Annotated in this window: 14 protein-coding genes; 11 read left to right on the forward strand and 3 right to left on the reverse strand. The window is 37.3% G+C overall.

All coding sequences use genetic code 11. The annotated features are described in order from the left end of the window. The first annotated feature begins 47 nt into the window (after positions 1 to 47). Positions 48 to 1,211, forward strand: coding sequence for an ankyrin repeat domain-containing protein (locus QNH20_RS10755; RefSeq protein WP_283922874.1), 1,164 nt, complete (start codon positions 48 to 50; stop codon positions 1,209 to 1,211). Positions 1,212 to 1,507: 296 nt separating this feature from the next. On the opposite strand, the gene QNH20_RS10760 is transcribed toward QNH20_RS10755, so the two are convergent. Beyond that, a complete protein-coding gene (locus QNH20_RS10760) occupies positions 1,508 to 1,825 on the reverse strand; it encodes a hypothetical protein (RefSeq protein ID WP_283922875.1) in 318 nt (105 codons plus the stop codon). Between the two features lie 308 nt (positions 1,826 to 2,133). Here QNH20_RS10760 and QNH20_RS10765 point away from each other — a divergent pair, with 308 nt between their 5' ends. Further along, positions 2,134 to 3,147 (forward strand): VanW family protein, encoded by a 1,014-nt coding sequence (locus tag QNH20_RS10765; protein WP_283922876.1) that lies wholly within the window; start codon positions 2,134 to 2,136, stop codon positions 3,145 to 3,147. 188 nt (positions 3,148 to 3,335) lie between these two features. Here QNH20_RS10765 and QNH20_RS10770 read toward each other — a convergent pair whose 3' ends face one another. Continuing rightward, positions 3,336 to 3,542: a DnaJ-like cysteine-rich domain-containing protein gene (locus QNH20_RS10770; RefSeq protein ID WP_283922877.1), complete on the reverse strand. Its 207-nt coding sequence runs from the start codon at positions 3,540 to 3,542 to the stop codon at positions 3,336 to 3,338. A gap of 429 nt (positions 3,543 to 3,971) precedes the next feature. On the opposite strand from QNH20_RS10770, the gene QNH20_RS10775 reads away from it, so the two are divergent. From QNH20_RS10775 to QNH20_RS10795, 5 genes are all read left to right on the forward strand, one after another. After that, a complete protein-coding gene (locus QNH20_RS10775) occupies positions 3,972 to 5,375 on the forward strand; it encodes an amino acid permease (protein ID WP_283922878.1) in 1,404 nt (467 codons plus the stop codon). A gap of 110 nt (positions 5,376 to 5,485) precedes the next feature. Next, on the forward strand, positions 5,486 to 5,659 hold the full coding sequence (locus QNH20_RS10780) for a hypothetical protein (protein ID WP_283922879.1): 174 nt from the start codon (positions 5,486 to 5,488) through the stop codon (positions 5,657 to 5,659). A gap of 128 nt (positions 5,660 to 5,787) precedes the next feature. Beyond that, positions 5,788 to 6,135: a PadR family transcriptional regulator gene (locus tag QNH20_RS10785; protein WP_283922880.1), complete on the forward strand. Its 348-nt coding sequence runs from the start codon at positions 5,788 to 5,790 to the stop codon at positions 6,133 to 6,135. After that, positions 6,116 to 6,754: an HAAS signaling domain-containing protein gene (locus tag QNH20_RS10790; protein ID WP_283922881.1), complete on the forward strand. Its 639-nt coding sequence runs from the start codon at positions 6,116 to 6,118 to the stop codon at positions 6,752 to 6,754. The genes QNH20_RS10785 and QNH20_RS10790 overlap by 20 nt, the downstream gene beginning before the upstream one ends. A 70-nt stretch (positions 6,755 to 6,824) precedes the next feature. Further along, positions 6,825 to 8,288, forward strand: coding sequence for a DUF4153 domain-containing protein (locus QNH20_RS10795; protein ID WP_283922882.1), 1,464 nt, complete (start codon positions 6,825 to 6,827; stop codon positions 8,286 to 8,288). 99 nt (positions 8,289 to 8,387) lie between these two features. Here QNH20_RS10795 and QNH20_RS10800 read toward each other — a convergent pair whose 3' ends face one another. Then, positions 8,388 to 9,179: a TIGR00266 family protein gene (locus QNH20_RS10800; protein ID WP_283922883.1), complete on the reverse strand. Its 792-nt coding sequence runs from the start codon at positions 9,177 to 9,179 to the stop codon at positions 8,388 to 8,390. 414 nt (positions 9,180 to 9,593) lie between these two features. On the opposite strand from QNH20_RS10800, the gene QNH20_RS10805 reads away from it, so the two are divergent. The 4 genes from QNH20_RS10805 to QNH20_RS10820 all read left to right on the forward strand — a co-directional run bounded on the left by QNH20_RS10805 (position 9,594) and on the right by QNH20_RS10820 (position 14,984). Continuing rightward, positions 9,594 to 11,375: a SulP family inorganic anion transporter gene (locus QNH20_RS10805; RefSeq protein ID WP_283922884.1), complete on the forward strand. Its 1,782-nt coding sequence runs from the start codon at positions 9,594 to 9,596 to the stop codon at positions 11,373 to 11,375. Positions 11,376 to 11,454: 79 nt separating this feature from the next. After that, positions 11,455 to 11,808 (forward strand): ArsR/SmtB family transcription factor, encoded by a 354-nt coding sequence (locus QNH20_RS10810; RefSeq protein WP_283922885.1) that lies wholly within the window; start codon positions 11,455 to 11,457, stop codon positions 11,806 to 11,808. Between the two features lie 511 nt (positions 11,809 to 12,319). After that, on the forward strand, positions 12,320 to 13,189 hold the full coding sequence (locus QNH20_RS10815; protein ID WP_283922886.1) for an endonuclease/exonuclease/phosphatase family protein: 870 nt from the start codon (positions 12,320 to 12,322) through the stop codon (positions 13,187 to 13,189). 16 nt (positions 13,190 to 13,205) lie between these two features. Next, complete coding sequence (locus tag QNH20_RS10820; protein WP_283922887.1) at positions 13,206 to 14,984, forward strand: glycoside hydrolase family 3 protein; 1,779 nt, start codon at positions 13,206 to 13,208, stop codon at positions 14,982 to 14,984. Positions 14,985 to 15,003 lie beyond the last annotated feature (19 nt).

A 15,003-nucleotide genomic window follows, 5' to 3' on the forward strand; every position in this document is an offset into this window, starting at 1 on the left:
CCCGTACTATTTCTTCTAGTTCATACAACTAAAGGGGGAGGATAATTTTGGAAAACAATTCCTTGAATGCACAACTTATTCAAACTAGTGAATATGGTGATGTACCATCTGTGAAACAGTTATTACAAGAGGGGGCATGTATTGATTATAAGGATGATAACGGCCGAACCGCATTAATGGCAGCTACCCAAAAAAATCAAATTGCTGTGGTAAAATTGCTGCTTGAAGCTGGCAGCGACGTAAACCAAAGAGATATAACCCAATTAACTCCTTTTATTTGTTCTGGTGCGAACGGATTTCATGAAATTTTAACTTTGATGCTCGATTATGGTGCCGATCTAAATAGTGTAAATCGCTTTGGTGGTACGGCATTGTTACCTTCTAGTGAGAAAGGTTACCTGAAAACTGTACAAGTTTGCTTAGATGCTGGAGTTCCGGTAAACCATGTGAACAATTTAGGCTGGTCTGCTCTACTTGAGGCTGTCATTTTAGGAAATGGCGGTCGGCTTTACTCTAATGTTATTCAAGAGCTTGTTAAAGCAGGTGCAGATGTGAATTTTCCAGATAGAGACGGAAAGTCGTCACTTCAACATGCGAAAGAAATGGAGCAGGAAAAGGTTGTAAGCATTCTGAACAAAGAATATGTAGAAAATAATGCATTTATTAAAAAAGCAAAAACACTTGCCAGAATCGATGAGTATGACCAAGCTATTTCAGAGATTGAAAAAGGTCTTGAAATTGATAATCAAAACCTTGATTTCATTTATTATAAAGGCTTTTTCTTACAAGAATTAAAAAGCTATGAAGAAGCTCTTGAGCAGTACAACAAAGCTTTAACCATAAATCCCAATGATTTAGACTTCTATTTTTATACAGCTAATTGTTTACGTTCCATGAGGAAACCAAATGAAGCACTTTTAGAATATGATAAAGCCAGTGCTAAAAACCCTGAAGAGACTTTTTATCGTTATCATAAATCAAATTACTTGAGAGAACTAGGAAGACATGAAGAAGCTGTGGTTGAAATGAATAAACTATTAGAATTAAAGCCAAATCGCTATGATTTTTCTTTTCATAAGGCAAACAGTCTCAGATCTCTTGGTAAACATCAAGAAGCAATTGAAGCGATTGAGAATGCGATTAAACATGACCCGACAAATCCATTATATCAACAGCATAAAAACCAATCTCTTGAATTGGTTGGAAAGTAAGAAAAATTATGAGGTTACGGAATGAGAAATATTGTAAAGGTAGGGCAAAGAGATAATTGTGACAATCTATTTGAACATTTTCACAAATTAAATTAGAGGTAGGATTTCGACCCTGCTTTAAACCAAATGAAAAGCAGTCAATCTCATACATGGTTGGCTGCTTTTTTTCATTTTTTAGATTAGGTAAATCAATCAAACCTTATTCTACATAGTAAATTTGTAGAAATTCAATTGATCCTTAGGCATTTTTTGATTTCATGGAATGGTCAGGCGCTAAAATTGATTAGTGCCAGTTTTTATTTTGTATCACTCATGGTTCGATAAATTTGTGTGTACATACTCCCTTCAACAATGTTTTCAAGGAAAAAGGGACCAATTAGCTCTAAATATTTATCGTCTTCAAACATTTTTTTGTTTTGTAATTCCATTTCGGCTAAGCCCTCATAGATCGAGAGCAAAGCGTAAGTATGATCCTCCCCGGAAATAGGTGTCAATATCTCCACTCTATGTGCATAATTCTCATTTCTGAATGTTTTCAGTTCTTTTAGATTTTCAATTCCTTCCTTAAATTTCTCCTGCCTTATGATAAACGTCTGATAAACATAAACAGACATTTCTAGCACCTCCAACAATGACAAACTTATTTATTACTATTTACTTATTTCTTTTAAATATTCTTTGTTCTTAACGTCTATTTTATTGTTTTCATAAATTTATTAAAATAAATTATTTTATTATCATGACAAAGTGATAAAATAATCAAATGTTGTGGTTTATAATATATTTGCAGGATTTATAGTAATAAATAATGAAATAGAATAGGAGAATTTATGAAACAAAATTCCTGTTAAAAACGTCAAATAGTATATCAATAGATTATTAAATATTATTATAAATATTTTAGAAAAGTTGGGGAAAATTAATGTTTACTAGATTTTTAACCATTTTATTAGCAGGTAGTTTAATTGGGTTAACCGGGTGTGCAGAACAAACGACGAAAGAAAAGGAAGCAAAAGCATCCGAACAGAACCAGAAAATTGAAAAAGAAAAAAAATTACAGGAAGAAAAGAAAAAAGAAGAGGAAAAGAAAAGAGAAGAGGAAAAGCGGCCCATATTTGTAAACATTATTGATCCAAATACAAAAAACATTATCAAAACTTTTAATACCAAGGATTTGGGGTTTGTAACGGATAAAGAAAAATACAAAGCAGAAATAGCAAAATTGACTAAGGAACTGGCGAGAGGTACAAATGAAACCCCAGGTTATGACAAGAGAATGATTCTTGATAAGCTAGATGCAAATGGTCAGGTTATAAAAGGAACACCGCAAACGGTTCTAGATGAATCGGAATTATCTGAAAAGATTATTCAGGCTTCTGCCAAAGGTGGAGATGTTGAGCTGCCATTATATGTTACCGAAAGTGGATACAAGCCAGAAGAGGCAACTCAATTAGGGGAAGTAGTCGTAGCTTCATATACGACCTATTTTAATAGCGGAGTTGTTGGCCGAAATAAAAATATAGCTCTATCTGCTGAGGCGATAGATAATATTATTATCGGTACACAGGATTCTTTTTCCTTTAACACGACTGTTGGACCAAGTGATGCTCAGCATGGGTACCAGCCAGCACAAGAAATTGTTGATGGTAAATTGGTCGATGGAATTGGAGGAGGGATTTGCCAGACATCTTCTACATTATATAATTCTATAGATCAGTTAAGTGTCAGTTATATTGAAAAGCATAATCACTCACTTCATGTTGGATACGTGCCAACTGGAAGAGATGCGACCGTTTCGTATGGTGGAAAGGATTTTAGGTTTAAAAATACTGCCGGTGTTCCGTTACTCTTAAACACAATTGTGAAAAAAGGATCCCTGACAATAGAGGTAAGAACAGCTAAAGTCTATCAAAGTCAAATCAAAAAGCGTATTTAATCATTCAAGGAAAAATCCCTTCACAGAAAGGGATTTTTTTAAACAAAAAGGAAATTATCACCTTTTTTAAGCACCATAGCACCTAGGAAATCTTTGTTAGAATAAGCCTCCCAGTTGAAAAGCTGTGTTTTTCAAACGAACAATGCCACTGCCTTTGCACTTAGGGCTCCCCAATCAGCAAGTTTTCTTTATTGCATTTCTTCCCAATCTGTATAATGTCCACTGCCTTGACATCCCGGACATTCAAACGAATTAAAGTAGGCAAATTCATTATACGGATACACAGTATATCCCCGACCATGACAATCAGGGCATTTACCTTGATCCTTCATATTGGACAAATGATTTTGATACCGTGTCTCTTTCCATTGATAAAATGAGTTGAGTAGTCCCATTTTCTTCACCTCATCTTTTTATTTAGTATGGGGGAAAAATGGAATATTTATGCTTGAATGGTTAATTAATATAAAGGGAAACGCTTAATTGATTCGTTCCATTTATTGATTCATTCCTAGTATATTTTATGTAAAAACCTTTATTTTAGTGAAGGTTTTTTAGATTAAATCTGATAGAATCCTTCTTTTATATATTTTAAATTACTATAAAAAAGAAGAATTATTATGTAGAGTAGTTTTCAGCTTAATGAGCAAAATAGGAAAAAGTGAAACATCATTCAATAGGAGGGTTTTTTCATATCTCACTGATAAATAGTAGAATCAATCGGGCATTTACGGATAGTTTATCCCATTTTCTTTTTAGTTCTTTCATAATCTTGAAGTAGGGCTTGTTCTGCCCGTTAATGCTGGATAAAAAGGGGAAATAAAATGCAGCGACCAGAAAACAACACAACAAATGAATTAAAAAGAACCATGAAGGCTCGACATTTATTTATGATCTCACTTGGAGGAGTCATTGGGTCCGGTCTTTTTTTGGGGTCAGGTTATACCATAAGCCAGGCGGGGCCAACTGGGGCTATCCTATCATATCTCGTAGGCGGCTTCATTATGTTTTTGACGATGCTTTGTCTTGGAGAATTGTCTGTTGCCATGCCTGTATCTGGATCTTTCCAGACCTATACCACCAAATTTATTGGCCCTGGAACAGGGTTTGCGCTTGGATGGCTCTATTGGTTTGGCTGGGCTGTAACGGTTGCATTAGAATTACTATCAAGTGGGCAGCTTATGCAAAGATGGTTTCCACATTCACCTGTTTGGATTTGGTGTGCACTTTTTGCTGTAGTCTTATTTATCTTAAACGCTTTATCTGCACGTGCGTTTGGAGAAACTGAATTTTGGTTTTCAAGTATCAAAATTGCAGCTATTATCATGTTCATTGTTCTTGGCGGAGCAGCTATGTTTGGATTAATCGACATGAAAGGCGGTCAAAATGCACCTTATTTATCGAATTTTACGGCGCATGGACTTCTGCCGAATGGGTTAAGGGCATTGATTATTACGATGATTGCGGTTAATTTTTCGTTTCAGGGCACAGAATTAATTGGGATTGCTGCCGGTGAAAGTGAGGAACCTGAAAAAACAATCCCTAAATCGATTAGACAAACTGTTTGGCGTACTCTATTTTTCTTTGTGTTAGCGATTTTTGTTTTAGCAGGTTTAATTCCAATGAATAAAGCAGGAGTGATTGAAAGTCCATTTGTGGTTGTTTTTGACAGTATAGGAATTCCATATTCAGCGGATTTGATGAATTTTGTTATCTTGACTGCTTTGCTTTCTGTTGCAAATTCCGGCCTCTATGCAGCAACCCGGATGTTGTACGCAATGTCAAGAGAAAAAATGGCCAGCCCGGGTCTAACTAAAGTAAATAAACAAGGTGTTCCGATCAACGCACTTCTTTTAACTATGGGGATAGCGTTACTGTCATTATTGTCAGGATTTTTCGCAGAAAAAACCGTCTTTGTTTGGCTGCTTTCAGTGGCAGGATTAACTGCTCAAGTGGGCTGGATTTCGATAACCGCTTCGCAAATTGCCTTCCGTAGAAAATTTATTCGTGAAGGCGGAAACGTGGATAATCTTAAATTTAAAACACCACTTTATCCAATACTGCCAAGCATTGCATTAACGTTAAACATCATCGTGTTAGCAAGTTTAGCATTTGACGCTGAACAAAGATTAGCATTGTATCTAGGCGTCCCATTTGTAGTTGCCTGTTATTTAATTTATCATTTCAGAATAAAAAAGAATCGAGAAAATGACAGTGCAAGTGAGTAAGAACTGTATTTAATAAAATGATTGTCTAGTTTTTAGCGATACGACATTCAAGCGTTTTTTGGATAAACAAAGATAAACAACTAGATACTAATAATAAAGAGGTGATATTAATGGATAAATGGAATGAACAGGCTGCACCAAACAATAATTTGCCGCCGAAAACGATCAAAACTGGAGAATTAGTAGGTCATACAGCAAAACATGAATTTTCAGAGGAACTATCTGATGGAGGTGAAAGGGACCAATTCATAGAGAGACAAAAAAACAATCTAAAAATGAAATAATGAGGGTAGGAAGTGGCGATTATGTAGTCGTCACTATTTTTTATAAAAAAATATCCACTTTTGCTTTACAAAGAAATTAAATCGATGTAGAATTTCTTTGTACCTAATATATCTAGGTAGGTGAGAAAATGTTTAATCGTGAATTGGTCAAAGGAAGTACATCGTTAATTTTACTCCAATTATTAAACGAGCGAGATATGTATGGCTATGAATTAGTAAAAGAGCTTGAACAGCGCAGCGATAATGGTTTGAGTGTAAAAGAGGGAACCTTGTATCCGGCCCTTCATAAACTTGAGAAGCAAGAGTACATTGAATGTTATTGGCAGGAGCAGGAGAAGGGCCCTGCACGTAAATATTACCGAATTACAAATGCCGGGAAAGAACTATTAGGTGAAAAAACCCGTGAATGGCAGGACTTCGTCCAAGTAATGAACAAGGTGATTGGGAGATCGAAGCATGGAACGGCAGAAGAATAGATTTCTTGAAGAACTGGCAAAAGGACTTGGTAATCATCAAGATAAAGAGGATATCCTTCTTGAATACGAATCGCATATTGATGAAATTCTGATTGAATCCTTTGATTGTTCTACCGAGGATGAAATGATGAAAAGAATTGTATCAAGGCTTGGGAGTCCGAAAGAGATAGCGGAATTGTGGAAAGAAGAACTTTCCGTTACACCGAGTAACATGAAATGGCTATTTATTCTATTGAATATTCTTTTTTTTGGCGGAGGAAGTTTATTAACGCTGGCCCATAATCTTTTTCAATGGGAATGGTTAGCAGCTATCTGGGGTTATTTAACGGCAATCCCAACGTTAATCGCGTTTTTGTATATGTTCTTTTGGGCATTGCTTGGTTATGAAATAGGGAAAGGTTTTGGACATAAGGGACGAACACTTCTCAAAAATACGTTCCTGCTGTCACTCATCCCAAACTTAATCTTGATGTTCTTAACGGTTTTTCACATTATTCCGCATTCATGGTTCGCACCTTTACTAACAAAAACGTTTATTATTGCTTGTATCATTTTTACTATTTTCCTTTACCCAGTAAGTTGGATTGGCTATCGCTGGGGGCGAAAAGGGTCGATATGAGCAGTTTTTTTTGCAACCATACCTAGTACAACTATATATATAGAAAATCTATATAAAAGAGGGATGAAAGATGGAAACAAAAATTAACAAAATGGATTGGCTTTTTTTATTCATATGTCTGCTGCTCGGGATTCTCGCAGAAGAATCATTTTTCCGTGGACAAATTGGAATCTCCTATATAGTATTTGTCATGGTATTTTATTCGGTATTTTATTGGCGATTCCGCCGCTTCTCCTTTTCCCATCAACGCTTTGGGTATCTTGTACTTTGCTGTATTTGGCTCTTGACAGTAAGTTATTTTTTAAATGATAACATCCTGTTTTATGCTCTAAATATTATCGTAATTCCTTCCTTGGTAATTTTCCACATTGTGTTAATTACGAGCCCAAAAAGTTTTCGATGGAGTCAATTAGCGTTTGTGAGCTACTTATTTTCAAGGATGTTAAACGCATTTAAGTATAATGCCTTTTTTGCAACCTATTTGGGAAAAGGTTTAAGACGAGGTGTGGACGAAGATCGATTAATCATTTGGAAAAAGGTTTTGATTGGGGTGGTCATCTCTATTCCCGTACTTGCCGTTGTCTTAAGGCTTTTAGTCTCGGCTGATTCGCAGTTTGAAAGAATAATTGGAGGCTTTCCTGATTGGTTTCGAGTGGTCGACGCAGAAAGTGTTTTTAGATTATTCGCGATCATTATCTTTACTGCAGCTTTTTTTGGTCTAATGCAAGTCCTTTTTCAAAAACATATTAAAGTCATCAAGCAGGAGGCGAATGTTACTCAATTCCAGAAGCTTGACTCTATAATAATAATAACAGTACTGATCTTAATCAATGCAGTCTATGTCTTATTTACAATTGTACAATTCAAGTATTTCTTTAGCGGAACATTACATGGAAATATGACGTACGCAGAATATGCTAGGAAAGGATTCTTTGAACTCTTGTTTGTCACGATGATTAATTTGTCGATTACAATCATAGTGTTAACTTTCGGAGACCGTGGGAAAAATGGTGTTCGACGGTTGACAAAATTGATGCTTACCATTCTCGTCTTATCTAGTGGAGTGATGCTAAGTTCTGCATTTTTAAGGTTGAGTATGTATGAGGAAGCCTATGGATTTACCTTTACGAGAGTGCTTGCACATTCATTCATGATATTCCTTGTGGTTGTTTTTACCTATACGTTAGTGAAAATTTGGGTTGAAAAACTGTCGCTATTCCATTTTTATTTTATTACATCATTAATTTACTATACAGCTATTGCAGTTATAGATTTAGATAATATAGTCGTTAAGGAAAATATGAATCGTTATGAGCACAGCGGGAAAATCGATGTCCATTATCTTAACAGTTTATCTGCAACAGGTGTAAGTGGATTAATTGACCTTTATGAAAAGGATCAAAATATACCGGAATTACAAACCATCTTACTCGAAAGGCAAAAGGAAGCAAGAACAAATAGCCTGCCATGGCAATCGTATAATCTAAAACGAGAGAAAGTAACAAAAAAATTACAAAATCTAAAAATAAATTAGTTTAAAAAGATTGCATATGAAAGCATATGGTCTAACTTAAAAGAGGGTGTCCTAAAAGTTATACTTTTGGGAAACCCTCTTTTCTAATATTAATTGTAATTAGTCACCGCTAAACATATCAAAGATACCTTTGGCTAAACTGCCTTCATCTTTTGCTCCACCGCGAGAAGGCGCAGCGGCAAATACACGGCTGGCTAGCCTGCTAAACGGCAGTGATTGAATCCAAACGGAACCAGGTCCGCGCAATGTTGCAAAGAACAGGCCCTCTCCTCCGAATAACGCAGTTTTTACCCCTTTTACAAATTCAATATCATATTGAACATTGCTCGTCATCGCGACTAAACAACCCGTATCCACCCGTAAGGTCTGGCCTGGAAGGAGTTCTTTTCTCGTAATCGTTCCGCCAGCGTGGACAAAGCACATTCCGTCTCCTTCAAGCTTTTGCATGATAAAGCCTTCGCCGCCGAAGAAGCCTGCCCCAATTTTTCGTTGGAACTCAATGCCCACCTGTACTCCTTTTGCAGCAGCAAGAAATGCATCCTTTTGACAGATGATTTTTCCGCCAAGCACACTTAAATCCATCGGAATGATTTTACCAGGGTAGGGAGAGGCAAACGATACGTGTTTCTTACCCATTCCGGTATTCGTAAATGTCGTCATAAATAAGCTTTCACCGGTAACTATCCGCTTGCCGGCACTGAATAATTTGCCCATTAATCCGCCGCCATCGCTGCCAGATGCGTCACCAAAGATGGTCTCCATATGTATATCATCTTCCATCATCATAAAGCTTCCTGCCTCGGCAATAACCGTCTCCTGCGGATCAAGTTCCACCTCAACAAACTGCATATCATCGCCAAAAATCTTGTAATCGATTTCGTGATTATTCACTTTAATCCCTCCACTATTTTAAAAAATATATCACCTAAATATTATAAAAAATTTACGTGAAAAGTGCTAATTTTAATAAAAAAGACGCCTGATTAATCAGACGTCTTTTGCGTATTGAGGCGAAGAACCACACTCCACATTGTGTGTTCCATTAAGGAATGTTCCTCGGCTTACACAATTCAGCTCATCGCTCGATTATTATAACACTAAGATAGAAAAAAGTACAAGTGTATTTTTTTAAAAAAACACTTGATTATTCTTCTTTATTATCCTATATTCAAATAATCAGATATATAAAGAAAACTCGTCGATTGGCATGCCGTTAGGCGAAGACAGAGGCGTAATTGCACTTATGCCTGATAGGATATTTCAACATTCCTATCGACCAAAAATCATAAGATAAGAAGGGTTAATATGTTTACTGACAAAAGATTCCATAATTATTCCTTAAGTAGCCTGCCAAAGGATCTCCTTTCAGGGGTGATTGTTGGGGTCATTGCGATTCCACTTGGCATGGCTTTCGCCATTGCTTCAGGGGTGAAGCCAGAGTATGGAATCTATACGACCATTGTTGCCGGGATTCTCATCTCCTTATGTGGAGGTTCGAAGTATCAAATTGGTGGGCCGACTGGGGCATTCATCCCAATTTTGTTCGGAATTGTGATGACGTACGGCTATGAAAATTTACTCATTGCCGGAATGATGGCTGGGGTTATTCTTCTATTAATGGGGATATTTAAACTGGGCTCATTGATTAAATATATTCCTAGACCGGTTACAATTGGGTTCACAACCGGCATAGCTGTCACGATTTTTACAGGCCAATTAGATAGTTTCCTAGGTTTAGAGGGTATTCAGAAGCATGAGGAATTTATTAGAAACATCGCTGAGATTTTTATTCACATTAACACAACTAACATTTTTAGTGTATTAACGGCAGCACTTTGTTTAGTAACCGTAATCCTAACACCGAAAATCGCTCCAAAGGTTCCAGGACCACTTATTGGTATAATTGTATCTACCCTGGCTGCGACATTGTTTTTCCCGAGTCAGGTGGCAACAATCGGGACTGCATACGGTGAAATCCCAAGTACAATACCGCAAATTCATATTCCGGACATAAATATGGAGATAATTATAAAATTAATAAAGCCGGCCTTTGTTATTGCTATGCTAGGCGGAATTGAATCCCTTCTTTCTGCAGTCGTGGCAGATGGGATGACCAATAGTAAGCATAACAGTAACAAAGAGTTAGTTGGTCAGGGGATAGCCAACATAATTACACCATTATTTGGCGGAATTCCAGCGACCGGTGCCATTGCCCGAACGGCAACCAATATTAAGAATGGCGCAGTTTCGCCTTTTTCAGGAATTATTCATGGGGTAGTGGTATTACTCGTTCTGCTGTTTTTTGCGCCATATGCCTCCTATATTCCATTAGCAAGTATGGCACCAATTCTGATGGTGGTTGCATGGAACATGAGTGAAAGAAAGGTATTCGCCCATATATTAAAAACAAGAACAACCGATTCAATTGTGCTTGTCGTTACATTTTTATTAACTGTTTTTGTCAATTTGACCATGGCAGTCGAGGTGGGTTTGATCATGTCAGCCATTCTTTTTGCCAAGAGGATGAGTGATGTGATGGTGACACAAAAGGCATTGCCAAACCCTGAAACCAAACAAGAAAAGTTGGAGACAGGAATGGTTACAGACACACATGACTGTCCGCAAATCAGTATTTTTAATGTAGAAGGCCCATTGTTTTTTGGAGCCGCCCTTACATTTGAAGAAACCATCATGAAGACAATTAATTATTGTCCGAAAATACTTTTATTAAGAATGGGTAAAGTTCCATTTATCGATACAACCGGGGAAGCGAATCTATCACGGATTGTACACCATTTTTCGAAAAATGGTATAGTATTGATATCGGGTTTAAATCCGCAACCGGATAATGTTATGAAAAAAACAGGCCTATATCAAGTGATTGGAGAGGAACATTTCTTTGAACACACCGGAGAGGCCATCCAATATGCACTATCTCATATTAATAAAAATAAATGTTTCGGTTGTAAACATTTTGCCTTTAGAGAGTGCAAACAACTCTCGCCGTCAGAGGCAGTGGAGGCGAGCAAAAGAAGCTTACCGCTACCTTCTAGGCCGATAAGAAAGATAAAGTTTCCTATCGGATAAGGACAATTACGCCTCTGTCTTCGCCCTAAGGGGCTTGCCGATCGGCGAGTTATCTTTATTGTAGAAAGGTGATGATGAATTGAATTTGGAAATGCAGCGATTTAAAGCAGAATTTTTTAAAGCATTAGCCCATCCATTACGAATCCGGATATTAGAGCTGCTGGCAGAAGGGGATAAGAATGTTAACGAAATTCAAACCCTTGTAGGCAGCGAAGGGTCGGCTGTTTCACAGCAGCTTACCATTCTAAGAGCGAAGAATATTGTTTCTGGTACGAAGGAAGGAAATAAAGTTATTTACACATTGAAGGACCCGATGATTATTGAATTGTTGGCCGTGGCAAAACAGATTTTTAACAATCATCTAGTTGATACGATAACGATTTTAGATAAATTTAAAGAGGATGAAGAGTTGCCTGAAACGTCGAAGAATTAACTTCTTTGGCGTTTTTGGTTAATTAGGATTATTTTTTAAATAAAAAAGATAGTTCAGCTATGATTAAGATCCACCCATAGTTAGTGTGTCTTATTTTGGGATTTTAGTAGCATTACAATTCACATTAATTCAAGTATTTACTTGTCATGGGAGAATGGAACTATAAATAGTCTTAATAGTGGATATTTTTGATCCTATCGTTGTATAGACAACTATACAACAATTTGTTATTTTTGTCTTGTCTATACTATGTTGATGGAAGGGGGATGTCATTGGGATATTTAAAATCTTAGTTTTCTTATACCACTGTTTCATTTGAACCTCTCCTTAGAATTTGCTTTTCATACTTCAAATTGTCATGTTTCATTTCTTTAATCCATTCTTTCGCTGCAAAAGTTCTTACATTAACCTCAATTGTTGCATTTAAATTAGTTTCTTTTATTGTAATAGGCTTCAAAATTTAATAGAAAAATGTAAATTCCATATTCATAGAAGGTGGGGATTTTTATTTATGGGGATTGGTAAAAAACTGTGGTTTTCCTTTCTGCTTTTAATATCATTCACATTTTTGAATGGATCAAATGGTTACGCGATGGGTGAATTTGCACAGGGGCGAGAGGTTAATGTCAAAGTTATGACCTATAATATCCAAGCTGGCGCAGGTTCAGACGGAAAGTATGACATTAAACGAACTGCCGAAACGATTCGCCAGTCTGGAGCAGATATTATTGCACTCCAAGAGGTTGATGTACATTGGGGAGCTCGAAGCCTATTTGAAAACGATATTGAAATACTTGCTAATGAGCTTGATATGTATTATTTCTTTACTCCAATTTACAGTTTAGATCCTTTAACACCGGGTGATCCAAGAAGAGAATTCGGGGTAGCAGTACTCAGCAAGTACCCAATCCTTGAAGCCAACAATAGGGAGATTACAAGACTTTCAACACAAGAGGCCAATCCGGTACCTAAACCTGCTCCTGGTTTTCTTGAAGCCCTTATCAATGTAAAAGGAGCTAAGGTTTGGTTTTATGTAACACATTTAGATTACCGAGCAGACCCAACTGTACGTAAAATGCAGGTCGCTGATATGCTGAACATCGCTGGACAACACGAATACAGCATATTAGCAGGTGATATGAACGCTGGTCCTAATGCTCCGGAATTACAGCCTCTTTTTGAAAAATACAACGATGCTTGGGCATTAACAAACGCTGGACCTGGACTAACTTACCCAGCCAACAATCCTTCTAAAAGGATAGATTATATTTTACTATCGCCGCAAATTGAGGCTAAAACTTCTAAAGTTCTTGAAACTCTTGCTTCTGATCATCGTCCAGTTACAGCAGAGATAACATTAAAACGAGGAAATAAGCAATAAAGAAGGAGGGATAAACATGAAAATTAACCGATTGTTTTCAATTGTAGTAATGATGTCACTTCTAGTCCTTAGCTTACCTTTATACACTCTTGCTGGGTGGGAGGATCCAACGAGACCTGGCTGGAAAGATGGTGAAGCGAAACGAGGCTGGATTCAAAGCAAGCTCCAGCACATGACGCTCGAAGAGAAAATTGGACAGCTTTTCATTGTCCATGTTTATGGAAAAACACCAACTGATCCCAATTACGAAACTACTAATCTCAATTCAAATCGCGGCGGGAAAAACTTTAAAGAGGTTATTGAGAAGTACCATGTCGGGGGTGTCATATATTTTAACTGGACGGATAACGTTCTATCTCCGCTTGATGCTGCCCAAACAAATGCTTTATCTAATGGAATACAAAAAATAGCAATGGATCAGCGAATGCCTATTCCACTTTTTGTTTCAACTGATCAAGAGGGTGGAATTGTGCAAAGATTAGTAAGTCCAGGAACAGTTTTTCCAGGCAATATGGCTCTTGGAGCGACCCGTTCAACAGATTATGCAGCAAAAACGGCAGCTATTTTAGGAACAGAATTAAAAAGTATTGGAGTCAATATGAATTTTGCACCAGTTGCTGATGTAAACGTAAATCCCGCAAATCCAGTTATTGGTGTTCGTTCCTTTAGTGAAGACCCAGGTCTTGTATCTGATATGACTGTTGCACAAGTTGGGGCATATCAAAATGAAAATTTGATTGCAACGGCAAAGCATTTTCCTGGTCATGGCGACACTGCTACTGACTCTCATTATGGCCTTCCAATTATTACTCATGATCTAGAGACCTTGCATAAAATTGACTTAAAACCATTTAAAGCAGCAATAGATTCGGGAATTGATGCGATTATGACCGCTCATATTGTTGTTCCGGCTTTGGATGATTCAGGTCTGCCGGCGACACTTTCAAAACCGATTCTTACTGGATTACTTCGAGAAGAACTAGGGTTTAATGGACTAATTATTACAGACAGCCTGGGCATGTCGGGTGCAAATGTCGTTCCTCCAGAGCGAGTGGCTGTAGAAGCTTTTAAAGCAGGAGCCGATATTCTGCTTAACCCGCCAAACGTTGAGGTGGCTTATAATGGCATGCTCGAAGCTGCCAAGAGTGGAGAAATTAGTAAAAATCGGATTGATGAATCTGTTTATCGTATTCTGGAAGCAAAACTAAAACGAGGATTGTTTGAAAATCCTTATACAGATGAGACTGCCATTTCAAATATTGGAACTGCTGATCATTTAGCAGCAGCAGATGAAATTGCCAATAAAAGTATTACACTAGTAAAAAATGAGAACAGTCTTCTCCCAATCAAACAAACAGAAAAGATTTTTGTAACCGGACCATCAACTGGAAAGCCTGAGATGCTGTCTAATCTAATTAAAACGAAAGGCTTTAACAGTTATTTCTATTCTACAGGGGCGTCTCCAACTACGGCGCAAATCAATTCTGCAGTATCACAAGCACAACAGGCGGATAAAATAATCGTTACGACCTATACTGCTAACACCAATACAGCGCAGCAAAACCTTGTAAACGCTTTGCTTAAAACTGGAAAGCCAGTGATTGTTACAGCAATTCGTAATCCATATGATTTAATGGCTTTTCCTAATGTTAATGCTTATTTAGCAACATACGGAGATCGTGACGTTTCAGTAAAAGCATTGGCGAGAGTACTGACCGGTGAAATCAATCCATCCGGTAAGCTTCCGGTAACCATTCCAGGTTTATATGGATTTGGCTCAGGTTTAAGCTACTAAACTTAAAGCAGGAAGAGGT

The sequence above is a fragment of the Neobacillus sp. WH10 genome, assembly GCF_030123405.1.
Taxonomy (GTDB): domain Bacteria; phylum Bacillota; class Bacilli; order Bacillales; family Cytobacillaceae; genus Neobacillus.

Excerpts from the sequence above, each read along its gene's own strand:
- QNH20_RS10760 (WP_283922875.1), bottom strand. The coding sequence starts at position 1,825 with ATGTCTGTTTATGTTTATCAGACGTTTATCATAAGGCAGGAGAAATTT.
- QNH20_RS10765 (WP_283922876.1), top strand. The coding sequence starts at position 2,134 with ATGTTTACTAGATTTTTAACCATTTTATTAGCAGGTAGTTTAATTGGG.
- QNH20_RS10770 (WP_283922877.1), bottom strand. The coding sequence starts at position 3,542 with ATGGGACTACTCAACTCATTTTATCAATGGAAAGAGACACGGTATCAA.
- QNH20_RS10775 (WP_283922878.1), top strand. The coding sequence starts at position 3,972 with ATGCAGCGACCAGAAAACAACACAACAAATGAATTAAAAAGAACCATG.
- QNH20_RS10780 (WP_283922879.1), top strand. The coding sequence starts at position 5,486 with ATGGATAAATGGAATGAACAGGCTGCACCAAACAATAATTTGCCGCCG.
- QNH20_RS10785 (WP_283922880.1), top strand. The coding sequence starts at position 5,788 with ATGTTTAATCGTGAATTGGTCAAAGGAAGTACATCGTTAATTTTACTC.
- QNH20_RS10790 (WP_283922881.1), top strand. The coding sequence starts at position 6,116 with ATGGAACGGCAGAAGAATAGATTTCTTGAAGAACTGGCAAAAGGACTT.
- QNH20_RS10795 (WP_283922882.1), top strand. The coding sequence starts at position 6,825 with ATGGAAACAAAAATTAACAAAATGGATTGGCTTTTTTTATTCATATGT.
- QNH20_RS10805 (WP_283922884.1), top strand. The coding sequence starts at position 9,594 with ATGTTTACTGACAAAAGATTCCATAATTATTCCTTAAGTAGCCTGCCA.
- QNH20_RS10815 (WP_283922886.1), top strand. The coding sequence starts at position 12,320 with ATGGGGATTGGTAAAAAACTGTGGTTTTCCTTTCTGCTTTTAATATCA.
- QNH20_RS10820 (WP_283922887.1), top strand. The coding sequence starts at position 13,206 with ATGAAAATTAACCGATTGTTTTCAATTGTAGTAATGATGTCACTTCTA.